Annotated in this window: 9 protein-coding genes; 2 read left to right on the plus strand and 7 right to left on the minus strand. The window is 63.0% G+C overall.

What is annotated here, in order from left to right; all coding sequences use genetic code 11:
• The first annotated feature begins 120 nt into the window (after positions 1 to 120).
• Both pepN and C8K44_RS05320 read left to right on the plus strand, forming a co-directional pair.
• Positions 121 to 2,766, plus strand: coding sequence for an aminopeptidase N (pepN, locus tag C8K44_RS05315; protein ID WP_109574711.1), 2,646 nt, complete (start codon positions 121 to 123; stop codon positions 2,764 to 2,766).
• 240 nt (positions 2,767 to 3,006) lie between these two features.
• The gene (locus C8K44_RS05320) at positions 3,007 to 5,337 is read left to right on the plus strand and encodes an ATP-binding protein (protein ID WP_109574712.1); all 2,331 of its coding nucleotides are present in this window, start codon (positions 3,007 to 3,009) and stop codon (positions 5,335 to 5,337) included.
• Positions 5,338 to 5,412: 75 nt separating this feature from the next.
• On the opposite strand, the gene C8K44_RS05325 is transcribed toward C8K44_RS05320, so the two are convergent.
• From C8K44_RS05325 to C8K44_RS05355, 7 genes are all read right to left on the minus strand, one after another.
• On the minus strand, positions 5,413 to 5,874 hold the full coding sequence (locus C8K44_RS05325; protein ID WP_109574713.1) for a hypothetical protein: 462 nt from the start codon (positions 5,872 to 5,874) through the stop codon (positions 5,413 to 5,415).
• A gap of 69 nt (positions 5,875 to 5,943) precedes the next feature.
• Positions 5,944 to 8,904: a bifunctional [glutamine synthetase] adenylyltransferase/[glutamine synthetase]-adenylyl-L-tyrosine phosphorylase gene (locus C8K44_RS05330; RefSeq protein WP_109574714.1), complete on the minus strand. Its 2,961-nt coding sequence runs from the start codon at positions 8,902 to 8,904 to the stop codon at positions 5,944 to 5,946.
• On the minus strand, positions 8,905 to 10,356 hold the full coding sequence (locus C8K44_RS05335; protein WP_109574715.1) for an ATP-binding protein: 1,452 nt from the start codon (positions 10,354 to 10,356) through the stop codon (positions 8,905 to 8,907). It abuts the gene before it with no gap.
• The gene (locus C8K44_RS05340) at positions 10,356 to 11,030 is read right to left on the minus strand and encodes a response regulator transcription factor (protein ID WP_109574716.1); all 675 of its coding nucleotides are present in this window, start codon (positions 11,028 to 11,030) and stop codon (positions 10,356 to 10,358) included. Before C8K44_RS05340 ends, C8K44_RS05335 begins: the two co-directional genes overlap by 1 nt.
• 189 nt (positions 11,031 to 11,219) lie before the next feature.
• A complete protein-coding gene (locus C8K44_RS05345; protein WP_109574717.1) occupies positions 11,220 to 12,758 on the minus strand; it encodes a DegQ family serine endoprotease in 1,539 nt (512 codons plus the stop codon).
• Positions 12,759 to 12,876: 118 nt separating this feature from the next.
• A complete protein-coding gene (locus C8K44_RS05350) occupies positions 12,877 to 13,344 on the minus strand; it encodes a cytochrome c-type biogenesis protein (protein ID WP_109574718.1) in 468 nt (155 codons plus the stop codon).
• Complete coding sequence (locus tag C8K44_RS05355) at positions 13,341 to 15,329, minus strand: heme lyase CcmF/NrfE family subunit (RefSeq protein ID WP_109574719.1); 1,989 nt, start codon at positions 15,327 to 15,329, stop codon at positions 13,341 to 13,343. The genes C8K44_RS05350 and C8K44_RS05355 overlap by 4 nt, the downstream gene beginning before the upstream one ends.
• Positions 15,330 to 15,346: the final 17 nt, after the last annotated feature.

The following is a 15,346-nucleotide window of genomic DNA, read 5'->3' on the forward strand; positions in this document are numbered from 1 at the left end:
CGCAAATGTGCGGTCCCGGACAGTTTTGCCGAGGGGGCGTTTCGTGTAAAGAGCAGCGGCCGCATATTTATTCTACCAGCGCGCATCAAGCGTACGGACGTCGACAGGAAGGCCCATCACATGCGCACTGATACCGGACAGGTGTTTCGTCTCGAAGACTACCGGCCGAGCGACTACCTGATCCCCAGGACCGAACTCGATTTCCGCCTCGGACAAGACAGCACGAAGGTAGTGGCGCGACTGACCATCGAGCGCCGCGCAGGCGTCGACAAGCCGGTGCCGCTCGAACTCGACGGTGACGGACTGACGCTGCGCCGCATCGAGATCGACGGCCAACCGCTGGATGCCGCCGATTTCGACGCCACGCCCGATCGGCTGGTCATCCACAATCCGCCCGCAACCGGTCACTTCACGCTACTGATCGAGACCGAACTCGTGCCGTCGCGCAACGAAGCGTTGATGGGGCTCTATCGCTCCAGCAAGGTCTATTGCACGCAGTGCGAGGCCGAAGGCTTTCGCCGGATCACCTATTTCCTCGACCGGCCCGACATCCTGTCGGTCTACACAGTTCGCATCGAAGCCTTGCGCTCCGAGGCGCCGCTGCTGCTCGCCAACGGCAATCCGGTCGAGGCGGGCGAGCTTACCGATGGCTGGCACTTTGCCGTTTGGCATGACCCCTTCCCCAAGCCGTCCTACCTCTTTGCCCTGGTCGCCGGCGATCTCGGCTGCATCAAGGATCGCTTCGTCACGGCATCTGGCCGCTCGGTCGAGCTAGGGATCTATGTCGAGCACGGCAAGGAAAACCAGGCCGGCTACGCCATGGATTCGCTGCGCCGCTCGATGACATGGGACGAGGAGGTGTTTGGCTGCGAATACGATCTCGACGTCTTCAACATCGTCGCCGTGTCCGATTTCAACATGGGGGCGATGGAGAACAAGGGTCTCAATATCTTCAACGACAAGTATGTGCTTGCCGACGAGGAGACCGCGACCGACGCCGATTTCGCCAATATCGAAGCGATCATCGCGCATGAGTACTTCCACAATTGGACAGGCAACAGAATCACTTGCCGCGACTGGTTCCAGCTCTGCCTGAAGGAAGGGCTGACCGTTTTCCGCGACCACGAATTCTCCGCCGACCAGCGCTCGCGCGCCGTCAAACGCATCGCCGAGGTGCGCACCCTGCGGGCTCATCAGTTCCCCGAGGACCAGGGGCCGCTGGCCCATCCGGTGCGGCCGCGCCGCTATCGCGAGATCAACAACTTCTACACGGCCACCGTCTACGAAAAGGGTTCCGAGGTGGTGCGGATGATCCGTACCGTGCTGGGCGCTGAGCTGTTCCGCCAAGGCATGGACCTGTACTTCGAGCGCCACGACGGCGATGCCGCGACCATCGAGGATTTCCTCAAGGTGTTCGAGGATGTGTCCGGCCGCGACCTGTCGCAATTCGCGCTCTGGTATCATCAGGCCGGGACGCCGAACCTCAGCGTGACCACGGCGCACAATCCGGCAGCAGCCGAGTTCACCATCGAAATCGAGCAGTCTGTGCCCCCGACGCCGTCGGAAAGCCGCAAGCGGCTGATGCATATTCCGCTTGCCTTCGGCCTTGTCGGGCCAGACGGCAAGGACATGGCATATGCCAGCGCCGAGGGTGCTACCGTCGAAAACGGCGTCATCCATGTCCGCAAGCGCAAGCACGTGGTGACGTTTTCGGGAGTTACCGAACGGCCGGTGCTGTCGCTCAACCGCGGCTTCTCGGCACCGATCACACTGAGCATCGAGCAGCGGCCGGAAAACCAGATCTTCCTCGCCTCGCACGACAGCGACGCGTTCTCGCGCTGGCAGGCGTTCAACACGCTCCTGACCGATGCAACCATCGGCGCGTTCAAGAACATCCTCGGCGGCAAGCAGCCGGCGTTCAGCGCCGACCTGACCGCGCTTGCCGGGCGCATCGCCGGCGACAATGCGCTGGAGCATGCGTTCCGGGCGCTGGCGCTTGCCCTGCCTGGTGAAGCCGACATCGCCCGCGACATCGGCAAGAACATCGATCCTGATGCGATCTTTGCCGGGCGCGAGGCGCTGGCGAGGAAGATCGCGGAGAGCAATAGCGGAGTCTTTTCGCAGCTTTACGAGGATTTGCGCATGTCAGGCCCCTTCTCGCCTGATGCCGCAAGTGCCGGCCGCCGCGCGCTGCGCAACATCCTGCTGGACTATCTCGCCATGCTGCCAGGCGGCGCGCCTCTGGCATCCGCGCATTTCGCTGCCGCAACCAACATGACCGACCGTGCCGCAGCGCTTGCGGTGCTGGCGCATCGCCATGCCGGCTCGGTGGAAGCCAAGGCAGCGCTTTCCGAATTCGACAAGCGCTACCGAAGCGACCCGCTGGTCATGGACAAGTGGTTCATGATCCAGGCGACAGCGCCGGGCGCAGGTGCCGTCGATGCTGTGAGAACGCTGGTCGAGCATCCGGCTTTCTCGATCGCCAACCCCAACCGTGTGCGCTCGCTGATCGGCGGCTTCGCCAGCGCCAACCAGACTGGCTTCCACCGTGCCGACGGTGCGGGCTACACCTTCTTTGCCGAAACGGTTCTAACAGTTGAAAAGCGTAATCCGCAGGTCGCCGCACGCCTCGCCACTGCCCTTCGGTCGTGGCGTTCGCTCGAGCCGAAGCGCCAGGCCAAGGCGCGCGCCGCGCTGCTTTCGATCCAGGCCAAGGAAGGGCTGTCGGCCGACCTGCGCGACATCATCGAGCGCACACTGGCTTGATTCAGGGCTGAACCAGGTTGAGACCTTCTTCCGGATGCGGCGGCTTCTGAAATCCAGGGGCTGCCGCATTGGCTTGTCGGGCGATACGCCACAGCCAATTCGGCTGACTTTTAGCCAAGTTTTAATCTTTTTCACCCGCCCCACTGGACAAGGCGAATCAGCTTTGATTCTTTAGTGACGATTCGGAAGTTCGGCGTATGCCGGATCATCTACCAGGAAACGGGATTTGGGGAGCCATTTATGGCAAAGGCGGACGCGTGGGGCGCGCCCGATGAGACTGCTTTTGGCCGTCGCAGGCAGGCGCGTGGCGCTGGCTTGTCGGGCAATGCACGTCTTATCGCCGAACCCGCCTACCGCCGGCTCCTTGCCGCCGAGCCCTTGCTCCGCCGCTCGATCCCGTCGCTGATCGTCATTTTTCTGATTATCGTTGCCGGTACGCGCATCCTGTCGATGATGGCGTTGCGCGATGACGTGGAACGTAACGCCAAGGCGATCCTGGCGCTTTCAGCCGGCGAACTTGTCAATTCGCTCATGGTCGGGGCGACGACCGAGGTTCCGCTGGCCTCGGCAAGCCAGGACCTGCTCGAGCGTACCAGCCAGCAAGGCACGCTCAGCCGCAGCCACGTCATTGCCCTGACCGACCAGAACTTCCGTATCGTCGCCGTCAGCCCGCAGTCGACGGGATGGCAAGGCCAGGCGCTCGACGCCATCATTTCGGGCGGCCAGCCGCTCTTCATGTTCGGCGACCGCGCCGGCGTGATGGACGTGCGCATCGGTGGGCAGGACTGGCTCGCCGCAGTCAGCCTCGCCGACGGCAAGCGCGCAGCCGCCGTCGCTTTGGTGCCGCAAGACGCGGTGTACGCCGAATGGCGCAAGACGGTGTCGCTGAACGTTGCGCTGTTCGTGATGACCGCCGGCATCCTGATCATCATTCTCTACGCCTATTTCAGCCAGGCGGCGCGCGCCCAAGCGGCCGACGGTATCTATCTCGAAGCCCATGAACGCATCGACCTGGCGCTGGTGCGCGGCAAATGCGGGCTGTGGGACTGGGACATGGTGCGCGGCAAGATGTACTGGTCGCGCTCGATGTATCAGTTGCTCGGCTACGAAGCCTGCGAAGCGATGCTGTCGTTCGGCGAAGTCGCGCGCATCATCCATCCCGAAGACGGCGACCTGTTCGAACTGGCCAACCAGGTGGTGGCGCGCGAAGTCGACCATATCGACCGCGTGTTCCGCATGCGCCATGCCGACGGTCGCTGGGTATGGATGCGCGCCCGTGCCCAGGTGGTCGATCCAGAGGCGCCCGAAATCCAGATGACCGGCATTGCCGTCGACATCACCGAGCAGCGGCACCTGGCCTTGCGCTCGGAGGCGGCCGACCAGCGGCTGAGGGCGGCGATCGAGAACATCACCGAATCCTTCGTGCTTTGGGATGCCAATGGCCGCCTGGTGATGTGCAACTCCAAATATCAGCACGACAACGGCCTGAGCGACCGCGACGTGCTGCCCGGAATGGCGCGCCAGGACCTCGAAGAGCGCATGGTCGCCTTCGCTTCGGAGCGGCGGCTGGCCAGCGCCAATGGGCCACGTGCGGGCGCGACCTACGAACGCCAGTTGGCGGACGGGCGCTGGCTGCAGGTCAACGAACTGACCACGCGCGACGGCGGCATGGTGTCGGTCGGGTCCGACATTACCCAAATCAAGCAGCACCAGGACAAGCTGATGGAGAGCGAGCGCCGCCTGATGGCGACGATCCACGATCTCAGCCTGGCGCGGCGTTCGGAGGAAGAGCGCTCACACGAACTGGTCGAGCTCAACCGCAAATACATGAAGGAAACCGAGCGCGCCGAGGCCGCCAATCGCGCCAAGTCGGAATTCCTCGCCAACATGTCGCATGAGCTTCGCACGCCGCTCAACGCGGTCATCGGATTTTCGGAGCTGATGGAAGGTCGCCTCTTCGGCCCGATGGGCTCGCCGCGCTATGAAGAATACGCCCGCGACATCAATTCCAGCGGCAAGTATCTCCTGGGCGTCATCAACGACATACTCGACATGTCGAAGATCGAGGCCGGCCAGTTCTCGATGGACCGCGAGGAGATCGATCTCTGCCCGCTGATCCGCGAGACCGTCAGGGTCGTTTCGCTGCAGGCAGCGCAGAAGTCGATCACCGTCGAGACACAGATCGCCGACTCCATGACGCTGTTCGCCGACCGCCGCGCGGTCAAGCAGATCGTCATCAACCTGTTGTCGAACGCGGTGAAGTTCACCGGCCAGGGCGGACGCATTTCAGTGCGGGCACGCAATGCGTCTGGCGCGCTCACGCTCAGCATCGAAGACAATGGCTGCGGCATCCCGAAACATGCGCTGGGCAAGCTCGGCCGGCCGTTCGAGCAGGTGCAGAACCAGTTTTCGAAAAACCATGCCGGCTCGGGCCTGGGTCTCGCAATCTCGCGCTCGCTGGCCGAGTTGCATGGCGGCGCGCTGAAGATCAGGTCGACGGAAGGCGTCGGCACGATCGTGTCGGTGCGAATTCCGGTGCGCCGCGTCGAGCGCATGGCCAAGGCCGCCTGAAGCGACAGCAAGGCCGTTACATCAGCGTCGACCTTCCCGGAGATTGCTCCCCGGGAAGGCTGACAGACAAGCGGATTATTTCATTTCACCGCCGTCGTGACCGCCGTGACGGCCAGGACCATGGCGTGGCAGCTCGTCCTGAGCAACCTTGCCGTCGTCGTTGCGGTCCATCAGCGCGAACATCTTCTTTTCGCGAGACTGGATGGCGTCGGTGGTCAGCGTGCCGTCGCTGTCGCTCGCGTAGCGCGACATGATACGCTTGGCCATCTCCTCGAAACGAGCTTTCTCCAACGCGGCGGCGAGTTGCTCCACCGTGACCTTGCCGCCATTGTCGGCGACGATCTTCTTCAGCCGCGTGTCCATCGCCGCCGAGAATTGGTCGAAGGTCAGGCTGCCGCCGGCATCCTTCATCGCCTTCTGGAGCCGCATCTTGCCCGGCCCTCGCATGCCATCGCCGCCGTTCTGTTCAGCGTAGGCGGTGCCGGCAACACCGGCCAGGGCGATGAAGGCGAGCGCGAGCGTGGTGGACGTTTTCATGGTACTTCTCCAACTGCACCGTTTACCCCCGATGCAGTTGGAAACGAGCCCGGCTTCCCACCGCCGGCATCATCGTTTCCCACGAAGCAGACGGTCGAAATGCGTTCTGACCTTCTGCGACGTTTCGTGGAGGTGTGCCTCAAGCACGCCGAAATCAGGAAGATCGGTTGCCGCAAGCAGCAGGTCCGACAGTCCTGGCGGAACATCGTTCCGCTCGAACGCACCGGTGAGGCACAACCTCGTCATCTGTGTGATTGCCGAATAAAGCGCATAGGCATCGACCAGATCCTGGCGGGTTTGCGCGTCGGCAAAGGCTGGCGCCAGCCTGTGCAGCGTGTCGGCCGTACCCGTGGCATGACCCGGTCCTTCGAGCTGGCCCGTCAGCACGGCCACCTGGGCGATGAACTCGAGATCGATCAATCCGCCAGGCACAAGCTTGATGTCCCACAAATGGTGCGGTGGCTTTTCGTCCTCGATCATCTGGCGCATGTCGCGCGCCTCGGCGGCAATCTTCGCCGCATCGCTCGGCAAGGCGATGATCGTGGCAACCTCGGCCTCGACCTCGCTACACAGCGAGGCATCACCGGCTATGGGCCGGGCGCGAGTCAGGGCCATGTGCTCCCAGGTCCAGGCGTCTTCGCGCTGGTACTTGCGGAACGACGAGATATGGGTCGCGACCGGCCCCTTGTTGCCAGATGGGCGAAGCCTGAGGTCGAGTTCGTAGAGCACCCCCTCGGCCGTGGGAGCCGAGACTGCAGCGATCAGGCGCTGGGTCATGCGCGCATAGTAGTGAGAAGGGGCGAGCGGCCTTTCGCCATCCGACTCCTCGGCATGCTCGTCATGGTCGTAGAGCAGTATCAGATCGACATCGGAGCCGGCGGTCAGTTCGCGGCTGCCAAGCTTGCCCATGCCAAGGATGGTGACGCGCCCGCCCGCAACCTTGCCATGGCGTCGCGCGAACTCGGCTTCGACGGCTTCAAGGGCCGCACCGACGGTCAGGTCGGCGAGATCGGAAAAGGCCTTGCCGGCACGCGCGGAGTCGATAGCTCCGGCAAGCAGGCGCACTCCGATGAGGAACTTCTGCTCGGCTGCGAAGATGCGCAGCCGGTCCAGCACCTCCTCGTAAAGCCGCGTGCTTTCGAGGAAGGCCGACAGCCGCGCGGCAAGGTAGGCGCGGTCCGGCAGCTCGGACAGTAATGCGGGATCGAGCAGGCCGTCGAAGACATGCGGGCGGCGCGTGATGATGCCGGCAAGCCGCGGCGCAGCCCCCATGATGGTGGCGAGGAGCTTGAGCAGTGCCGGGTTGGACTGCAGTAGCGAAAACAGCTGGATGCCGGCGGGAAGACCCGCGAGGAATTCGTCGAAACGCATCAGCGCCTCATCGGCCCGACGAGTCTTGCCGAAGGCTTCGAGCAGCGCTGGCGTGAGCTCGGTCAGGCGCTCGCGCGCTTCGGCCGACTGGGTGGCGCGATAGCGGCCGAAATGCCAGCTGCGGATGACACGGCAGATATCGGATGGGCGCTGGAAGCCGAGCTGGTGCAATGTGTGAAGCGTATCAGGGTCGTCGACATCGCCGGTGAAGACGAGATTGCCGACGCCTGAGGAAAGCTCGGGCGCTGCCTCAAACAGGGCCGCATAGTGCCGCTCGACCTCCTGCAACGACGCCCGGAAGGCCTTCGAAAAGGCTTCGGCGTCGGTGAAGGCAAGCATGTGGGCGATGCGGGCCAGACCCTCGTCATCATCCGGAAGTGTGTGAGTCTGTTCGTCGGCGACCATCTGGATGGCGTGCTCGACGCGGCGCAGGAACCAGTATTGCCGCTCCAGCGCGTCGCGGGCCTCCATCGTGATCCAGCCGCGTACCGCAAGCTGGTCGAGCATCGAAACCGTGGCGCGGCCGCGCAACTCGGGAAAGCGGCCACCAGCGATCAGTTGCTGGGTCTGGACGAAAAACTCGATCTCGCGGATGCCGCCGCGGCCAAGCTTGACGTTATGACCTTTGACGGCGACCTCGCCGTGGCCCTTGTGGGCATGGATCTGTCGCTTGATCGAATGGACGTCGGCGATGGCCGCATAGTCCATATACTTGCGCCACACATAGGGCTGCAGTTCCTTGAGGAAGGCTTCGCCGGCAGCAATGTCACCAGCCACGGGGCGTGCCTTGATCATCGCGGCGCGCTCCCAGTTCTGGCCGCGGCTTTCGTAGTAATGCAGCGCCGCATGGATCGAGATCGCCAGCGGCGTCGAGCCGGGGTCGGGACGCAGGCGCAGGTCGGTGCGGAAGACGTAGCCGTGTTCGGTGCGGTCCTGCATGATACGGACCAGCCGCCTGGTCAGGCGCGCGAACAGTTCGGTTGCTTCATACGGATCGCCGATCGCCGGTGCTTCCGGATCGAAGAAGACGACGAGATCGATGTCGGAGGAGAAATTGAGTTCGTGGGCGCCAAGCTTGCCCATGCCGAGGAGGATCCAGCCGGAACCGATTGTCGGATGCTCGGGATCGGACAGCTTGAGCTTGCCCTGCCCATGTGCGTCCCTGAGCAGGAAGTTCACGGCAGCGCTGGTGCACAGGTCGGCCAAGTCGCTCAGGCGACGCACGCTGACCGAGGCATCGGCCTCGCCGGCGAGATCGGCCAGGGCGATGAGAAAATGCGCCTCGCCTTTCAGCTGGCGCAACCGCATCATCAGGATAGCCTCGGTCGTGCCCTCTTCGCGCGGGATGGCGGCGATCGTCTCGCCGATCGCCTGAAGCCGCTCCTCGACGCTCTGGTCGAACAGCCGGTCGAGCATTTCCGGCTGCCGTCGCGCGCTGGCGCGCATGAATTCGGAAAGATCAAAAACCGCGGCAAGGAAATCCTGGGCAGGCCCCTTGGCCTCGAGGAAAGCCGCAAGCCGGCCAAGCCCCTCCTCCTTGGCGAGGTTCGCCAGGTCGGAGAGTTCGCGCCCCGCGCGTTCCGGATCGAGGGCCACGACATCGACTACTGGCGTCAGCTGCCATCCGGTCGCGTTCTTCCTGGCCGCCGCGCTTTTCATCTATTCGTCCTTCGATCCGGGAAAGCTCATCAGGACCGATAATCCGGGATTGCCGGGCAAAAGATCAAGCCGGCCATTGTGAAACTTCATCACGGCATGCGCCAGGCTAAGACCGAGCCCGGAACCCGGCTGCGAGCGGCTCTGTTCCAGCCGCACGAAACGCTCGGTGGCACGCTTGCGGTCGCCTTCGTCGGGGATGCCAAGCCCGTTGTCGGCCACCAACAAGTGGATTTCGTCACCTTCGCGCTTGAGCGCCACGCTGACATGCGGCGCCTCGACCGCGCCGGCGGAGTATTTGATGGCGTTGTCGACCACATTCGAGAGTGCCTGGGCGATCAGCTCGCGATTGCCGTTGATCATGAATTCGCCAGCGGCATGAGCCTCCAGGCCGACTCCCAGTTCCTCGGCGACCGGCTCGTAGAGCTCGAAAACGTCATGGACGACAGCGGAAAGGTCGACCTTGGCCACGGATTCGGCGGAATATCCGGCCTCGAGCCGCGAGATCATCAAGATGGCGTTGAATGTGCGGATGAGCTGGTCGGACTCGGCGATGGTGCCTTCCAGCACCTCGCGATAGTCGGCCCCCGTCTTCTTTCCCGACAGTGCCGCCTCGGCGCGGTTGCGCAGGCGTGTCAGCGGCGTCTTGAGATCGTGGGCGATATTGTCGGAGACCTGCTTCAGCCCGTCATTGAGATGGGCGATGCGGGCCAGCATGACGTTGAGGTTTTCGGCGAGCCGGTCGAACTCGTCGCCCGCGCCGGTGACCGGAAGGCGGCCGGTCAAATCACCGGCCATGATGCGTCGGCTGGCCTCCGAAACGCCGTCGATGTGCTTCAATGCGCGGCGGCCGACGAAATACCAGATCAGCAGGCCGCCAAACCCCATCATGCCGAGCGCAACCATCAGCGCCCGCTGCACGACATCGCGAAAACGCTCCGGTTCGCCAAGATCGCGGCCGACCATCAACAGCATCTGGTTGGGAAGCCGCAGTACCACCGCGATGGCGTTGTGCCGCTCCTCGGTGACAATCTCCGAATCGGTTTTTTCGGTGCCTGCCGGCGTACGCCTGCCGGCGACTTCGCCATAGCGTTCGTAAGAGAAGGGCAGTTCGGTCCAGCCTTCGCGCTGGAGCACGCCTGGCTGGATGCTCTGGACATTGCCCGACAGGATCTGGCCGTTGGGGTCAGCAAGCAGATAGAGATTGGCGCCCGGCTGCCTGGCCCGCTGTTCGACCACCCGCACAAGCGTGGGGATGCCGCCGCGCTGATAGGCGCGGGCAAGGCCGAGCACTTCTTCGTTGATGGTTTCCTGCGTCTGTACCATCAGCATGCGCGCCGAAAGCGACGTCATGTAAAAGACGAGCAGGACCGCACAAAGCGCGAAAAGCAGCAGATAGAGCGCCGACAGGCGCGCTGCCGTGGTCTTCATGATGGCTGGCAGTCTGAACGCCATCAGCCTGCCTTGAGCATGTAGCCGGCGCCGCGAATGGTGTGGAGGATCGGCTTTTCAAATCCCTTTTCGATCTTGCCGCGCAGCCGCGAAACGTGGACGTCGATGACGTTGGTCTGCGGATCGAAATGATAATCCCAGACGTTTTCCAGCAGCATCGTGCGCGTCACCACCTGGCCGGCATGGCGCATCAGATATTCAAGCAGCCTGTACTCGCGTGGCTGCAGCGTGATTTCCTGGGAGCCGCGACGCACAGTATGTGACAGCCGGTCGAGCTCCAGATCGCCGACGCGGTACACCGTCTCGGATTCGCGTGTGGGCGCGCGCCTGTTCAGCACCTCGACACGCGCGAGCAGTTCGGAAAAGGCATAAGGCTTGGTGAGATAGTCGTCGCCGCCGGCGCGCAGGCCGGTTACCCGGTCATCGACCTCGCCAAGCGCCGACAAGATCAGGACCGGTGTTGTGTTGCCGCGCGAACGCAGTCCGGCAATCACCGAAAGACCATCGCGTCTCGGCAGCATGCGATCAACGACCATCACGTCGTATTCGGCAGCATCGGCAAGGGCGAAACCTGAATCGCCGTCACCCGCGACATGGGCGGTGTGACCAGCCTCCGCGAAAGCCCTTTGCATGTAGTCTGCGGCTTCGCGGTCATCTTCGATGACAAGAATCTTCATGCCGTCGTTATACGCGATTTTGCGGGATATCAGAGGCGACATGTCGTTTCCTCCAAAGATTGAAGCGGCAGCAGGCGATGGGAGCCCGCTGCCGCCTGGGCCGTAATCGAAGGCTGACAAACTATCCGGCGCCGTCGTCTCCCACCGGGCGGCTCGGGGGTTGTGAAACCGCCCGACGGGAGTGCCCGGTCAACCCTGGTTGACAGGCAGGGCCACGAAGCGGTTGCTGTTTTCGCGGCTGATCTGGAAGAGAACGGCCTTGCGGCCTGCCTTTTCCGCCTGGCTGAGCGCCTGTGTCACATCGGCAGGCGACTTCACCTCGGCCGAGTTCACGGCAGTGATGATGTCGCCGGCCTGGATGCCGCGATCGGCGGCATCGCTGGAGGGATCGACGTCGGTAACGACGAGACCATTGCCATCCTCGGACTTGGCGACGGTGAGACCGAGGTCAGCCAGCGAGCTTGGCTCGCCCGGTGCCGACTGCTGGTCGGCCGAGGCCTGCTTGTCCGAACCCGGAAGCGTGCCGAGGTCAACGCTGACGTTTTCGGTCTTGCCGTTGCGCCAGACTGTGACGTCAACCGCCTTGCCAGGATTGACAGCGCCGATCAGACGGGCGAGTTCCCTCGGCGAGGCGACCTCCTGACCGTTGACCTGCGTGATGACGTCACCAGCGACGATACCCGCCTTCTTGGCCGGGCCGGCGTCCTGGGCGCTGGAAACCAGTGCCCCCTTCTCGCTCTTGAGGCCGAGAGACTCCGCAATGTCGGTGGTGACCGGCTGGATCTCCACACCGAGCCAACCACGCTGGACGCTGCCATTCTTCATCAGGTCCTGAACGACCTGCTTGGCGGTGGAGGCTGGGATCGCAAAGGCGATGCCGACGCTGCCCCCCGACGGCGAGAAGATTGCGGTGTTGATGCCGACCACTTCGCCGTTGAGGTTGAAGGCCGGACCACCCGAGTTGCCACGGTTCACCGCGGCATCGATCTGCAGGAAATCGTCGTAAGGGCCAGCGCCGATGTCACGACCGCGCGCCGATACGATACCGGCGGTGACGGTACCACCGAGCCCGAACGGATTGCCGACTGCCACGACCCAGTCGCCGACGCGGATCTTGGCGTCGTCGGCGAAGCTGACATAGGTGAACTTGGTGCTGGCATCGACCTTCAGCACGGCGAGGTCGGTGCGCGGATCGGTGCCGATCAACTTGGCGTCGTATTCCTTGCCATCGTTGCTAACGACGGTATAGGCGGTGCCATCCTCGACAACGTGGTTGTTGGTGACGAGATAGCCGTCATCGGAGATGAAGAAACCCGATCCTTGGGCGACCGGCCGCGGCTTCTGACTGCCGTCACGCTGGCCGAAGCGCGGGCCACGATTCTGGTTGCCGTTGCCGTCCTGTCCAAACTGGCGGAAGAAGCGCTTCAGCGGATGATTGTCCGGCAGATTGTCAAGCCCCTGCTGGCCGGAGAAGGGCGAAGGGCCCGTGTCCGAAGCAGGATCGATCCTCGCCTTGACCTGCACGCTCACCACCGCCGGCGAGACATGCTCGACGACATCGGCGAAGCTGGGGACCTGGGGTGCGGTGACATTCACTGCGTCGGCGTAAACCGGGAGGGTTCCGCTGGTCATCGCGCCGATACCAATGGTGCCTGCAAGGGCAATGGATGCGACTGCTGCCAGGAGACCCTTGCGCGAACGCGAAATGGATTTGGGGGCGGTGCTCATTGTCTCAGATCCTCTTGAACGGGATGCTTTGATTCCGCATCCGATGGATCAAGAGATAGAGAGGCTCACATTACGGCACCATTTCCTCAGGATGAAACTTTCGTAATGTTGGGCTTACTCAGGTGTCCTTGCGCAGAATAGCTTCGAGAGCTTCCTGTTCGTCCTTCGTCAGGGCCGCAGGCTCCTGTCTGCGCCTTGAGAGGGCGGACAGGAAAACGAATGTGCCGCCACCCAGCAACAGCAGGACCGGCGTCCCCCAGAGCAAGGCGTTGCGCAGGTTGAAACGCGGCTTGAGCAGCACGAACTCACCATAGCGGGAGACGATGTAGTCCATCACCTGTTCGTCGCTGTCGCCGGCAACCAGCCGTTCGCGCAAAAGCACGCGAAGATCCGCGGCCAGTTCCGCGTCGGATTCATCGATGGACTGGTTCTGGCAGACCATGCAACGCAGCTCTTCCGACAGCAGGCGCGCCCGCGCCTCGAGCTTCGGATCAGCGAGCATCTCGCTTGGTTTGACCGCGAGCGCTGTTCCCGCGAAAAGGAGGGCGGCCAAAAATCCCGCTACTGCCGGCAACTTCGTTTTCATGCGGCGACCGGGCTTGGTTTGGCTTGTCCGGACTTGCGCCGTGCTGGCGCGCCGACCCGCAGGCGGCGATCCAAAAGCGAAACGAACCCGCCGAGCATCATCACCAGTGTACCGCCCCAGATCAGGGTCACCAGCGGTTTCCACCAGACACGAACGACCACCGATCCGTCGCCGGTTTCGTCGCCGAGCGAGACGTACAGCTGGCTCAGCCCCATGGTCTTGATGCCGGCCTCGGTCGTCGGCATCTGTCGAACTGGATAGAAGCGCTTGGACGAGACGATCTCGGCGAAAGGCTGGCCGTTGGCTCCAAGCAGCGAGAAACGCCCCTGATCTTCGGTGAAGTTCGGTCCGCGCATCGGGCTGAGCCCGTTGAACCGAAGCTGATGACCGGAAATCTCCAACACTTGGCCGGGCTTCATGACCAGGATCGCCTCCTTCTGGAACGACAGGACCCCGACGATGCCGAGCAGGGTCAAGCCAAGGCCAAGATGCGCCAGCGAGGTACCGAACACCGAACGAGGCAGACCAAGGAACCGGCTCAGGGCCACCTTCGGCGCAACGTTGCCGATGCCTGCCTTCAGCGCGAGGTCGGTCAAAGCGCCAAGCACGAGCCAAGCTGCAAGGCCCGCGCCCAAGGCGGCGAACACCGATGCACCATCGATGAACAGGTAGGTGACGAGGACAACCAGCAAGGCGGCGCCGAAAGCAAACATCAGCCGCTGCGCGACCGCAGTAACGTCGCCACGTTTCCAGGCAAGCAGAGGTCCAAACGGCACGACCACCAGCAGCGGTATCATCAGCGGGCCGAAGGTCAGGTTGAAGAAAGGCTCGCCGACCGAAATCTTCTCGCCGAACAAGGCTTCCACCACCAGCGGATAGAGCGTTCCGATCAGCACCGTTGCGGTAGCGGTAGTCAAAAACAGATTGTTGAGCACCAGCGCGCCTTCGCGCGAAATCGGATGGAAGATGCCTCCTGCCGTCAGCGTCGACGCCCGCAGCGCAAACAGGGCCAGCGAACCGCCGATGAACAGCGTGAGGATGCAAAGAATGAAGACACCGCGGCTCGGATCGCTGGCGAAGGCGTGCACCGAGGTCAAAACGCCCGAGCGGACAAGGAAGGTGCCCAACAAGGAGAGTGAGAACGTCAAGATGGCGAGCAACAGCGTCCAGATCTTCAGAGCCGATCGCTTTTCCATGACGATGGCCGAGTGTAGCAATGCAGTGCCGGCGAGCCAGGGCATGAAGGAGGCGTTTTCGACCGGATCCCAAAACCAGAAACCACCCCAGCCGAGCTCGTAGTAGGCCCAGTAGGAACCCATCGCGATGCCGCCGGTCAAGAACACCCAGGCCGCGAGTGTCCAAGGACGCACCCAGCGTGCCCAGGCAGCGTCGATGCGCCCCTCGATCAAGGCTGCCACGGCGAAGGAGAAGCAGACAGAAAAGCCGACATAGCCGAGATACAGCAGCGGCGGATGTATGGCGAGACCCATATCCTGAAGGATAGGATTGAGATCCTTGCCTTCGATCGGAGCCGGCACCAGGCGGGCGAATGGATTTGAAGTGATGAGGATGAAGAGCAAGAAGGCAGTGCCGACCCAGCCCTGGACGGCCAGTACATTTGCGCGAAGCGTCGCGGGAAGATTGCCGCCGAAGGCCGCGACCAATGCACCGAAGAAGCTCAGGATCAGCACCCAAAGCAGCATCGAGCCTTCATGGTTTCCCCAGGTCCCGGTGATCTTGTAGATCATCGGCTTCAGGGAATGCGAGTTCTCCCAGACATTGACGAGCGAAAAGTCCGACTGGACATAGGCCATCGTCAGCACGGCGAAAGACAGCGCGATCATGGCAAATCCAGTGACCGTCACCGGCCCGCCAACTGCCATCAGCCTGGCATCTCCCTTGTGCGCTCCGTAGAGCGGCACCAGCGACTGAACCAGCGACAAGGCGAGCGCCAGGATAAGCGCAAAGTGACCCATCTCGACCATGTCAGCGCCGTCCGACG

Origin of the sequence: Aminobacter sp. AP02, from assembly GCF_003148805.1 — a bacterium.
GTDB lineage: Bacteria > Pseudomonadota > Alphaproteobacteria > Rhizobiales > Rhizobiaceae > Aminobacter.

What these genes read in the sequence shown, in the direction of transcription:
- C8K44_RS05330 (WP_109574714.1), bottom strand. Translation starts at nt 8,904, where the DNA reads ATGAAAAGCGCGGCGGCCAGGAAGAACGCGACCGGATGGCAGCTGACG.
- pepN (WP_109574711.1), top strand. Translation starts at nt 121, where the DNA reads ATGCGCACTGATACCGGACAGGTGTTTCGTCTCGAAGACTACCGGCCG.
- C8K44_RS05340 (WP_109574716.1), bottom strand. Translation starts at nt 11,030, where the DNA reads ATGAAGATTCTTGTCATCGAAGATGACCGCGAAGCCGCAGACTACATG.
- C8K44_RS05335 (WP_109574715.1), bottom strand. Translation starts at nt 10,356, where the DNA reads ATGGCGTTCAGACTGCCAGCCATCATGAAGACCACGGCAGCGCGCCTG.
- C8K44_RS05325 (WP_109574713.1), bottom strand. Translation starts at nt 5,874, where the DNA reads ATGAAAACGTCCACCACGCTCGCGCTCGCCTTCATCGCCCTGGCCGGT.
- C8K44_RS05355 (WP_109574719.1), bottom strand. Translation starts at nt 15,329, where the DNA reads ATGGTCGAGATGGGTCACTTTGCGCTTATCCTGGCGCTCGCCTTGTCG.
- C8K44_RS05320 (WP_109574712.1), top strand. Translation starts at nt 3,007, where the DNA reads ATGGCAAAGGCGGACGCGTGGGGCGCGCCCGATGAGACTGCTTTTGGC.
- C8K44_RS05345 (WP_109574717.1), bottom strand. Translation starts at nt 12,758, where the DNA reads ATGAGCACCGCCCCCAAATCCATTTCGCGTTCGCGCAAGGGTCTCCTG.
- C8K44_RS05350 (WP_109574718.1), bottom strand. Translation starts at nt 13,344, where the DNA reads ATGAAAACGAAGTTGCCGGCAGTAGCGGGATTTTTGGCCGCCCTCCTT.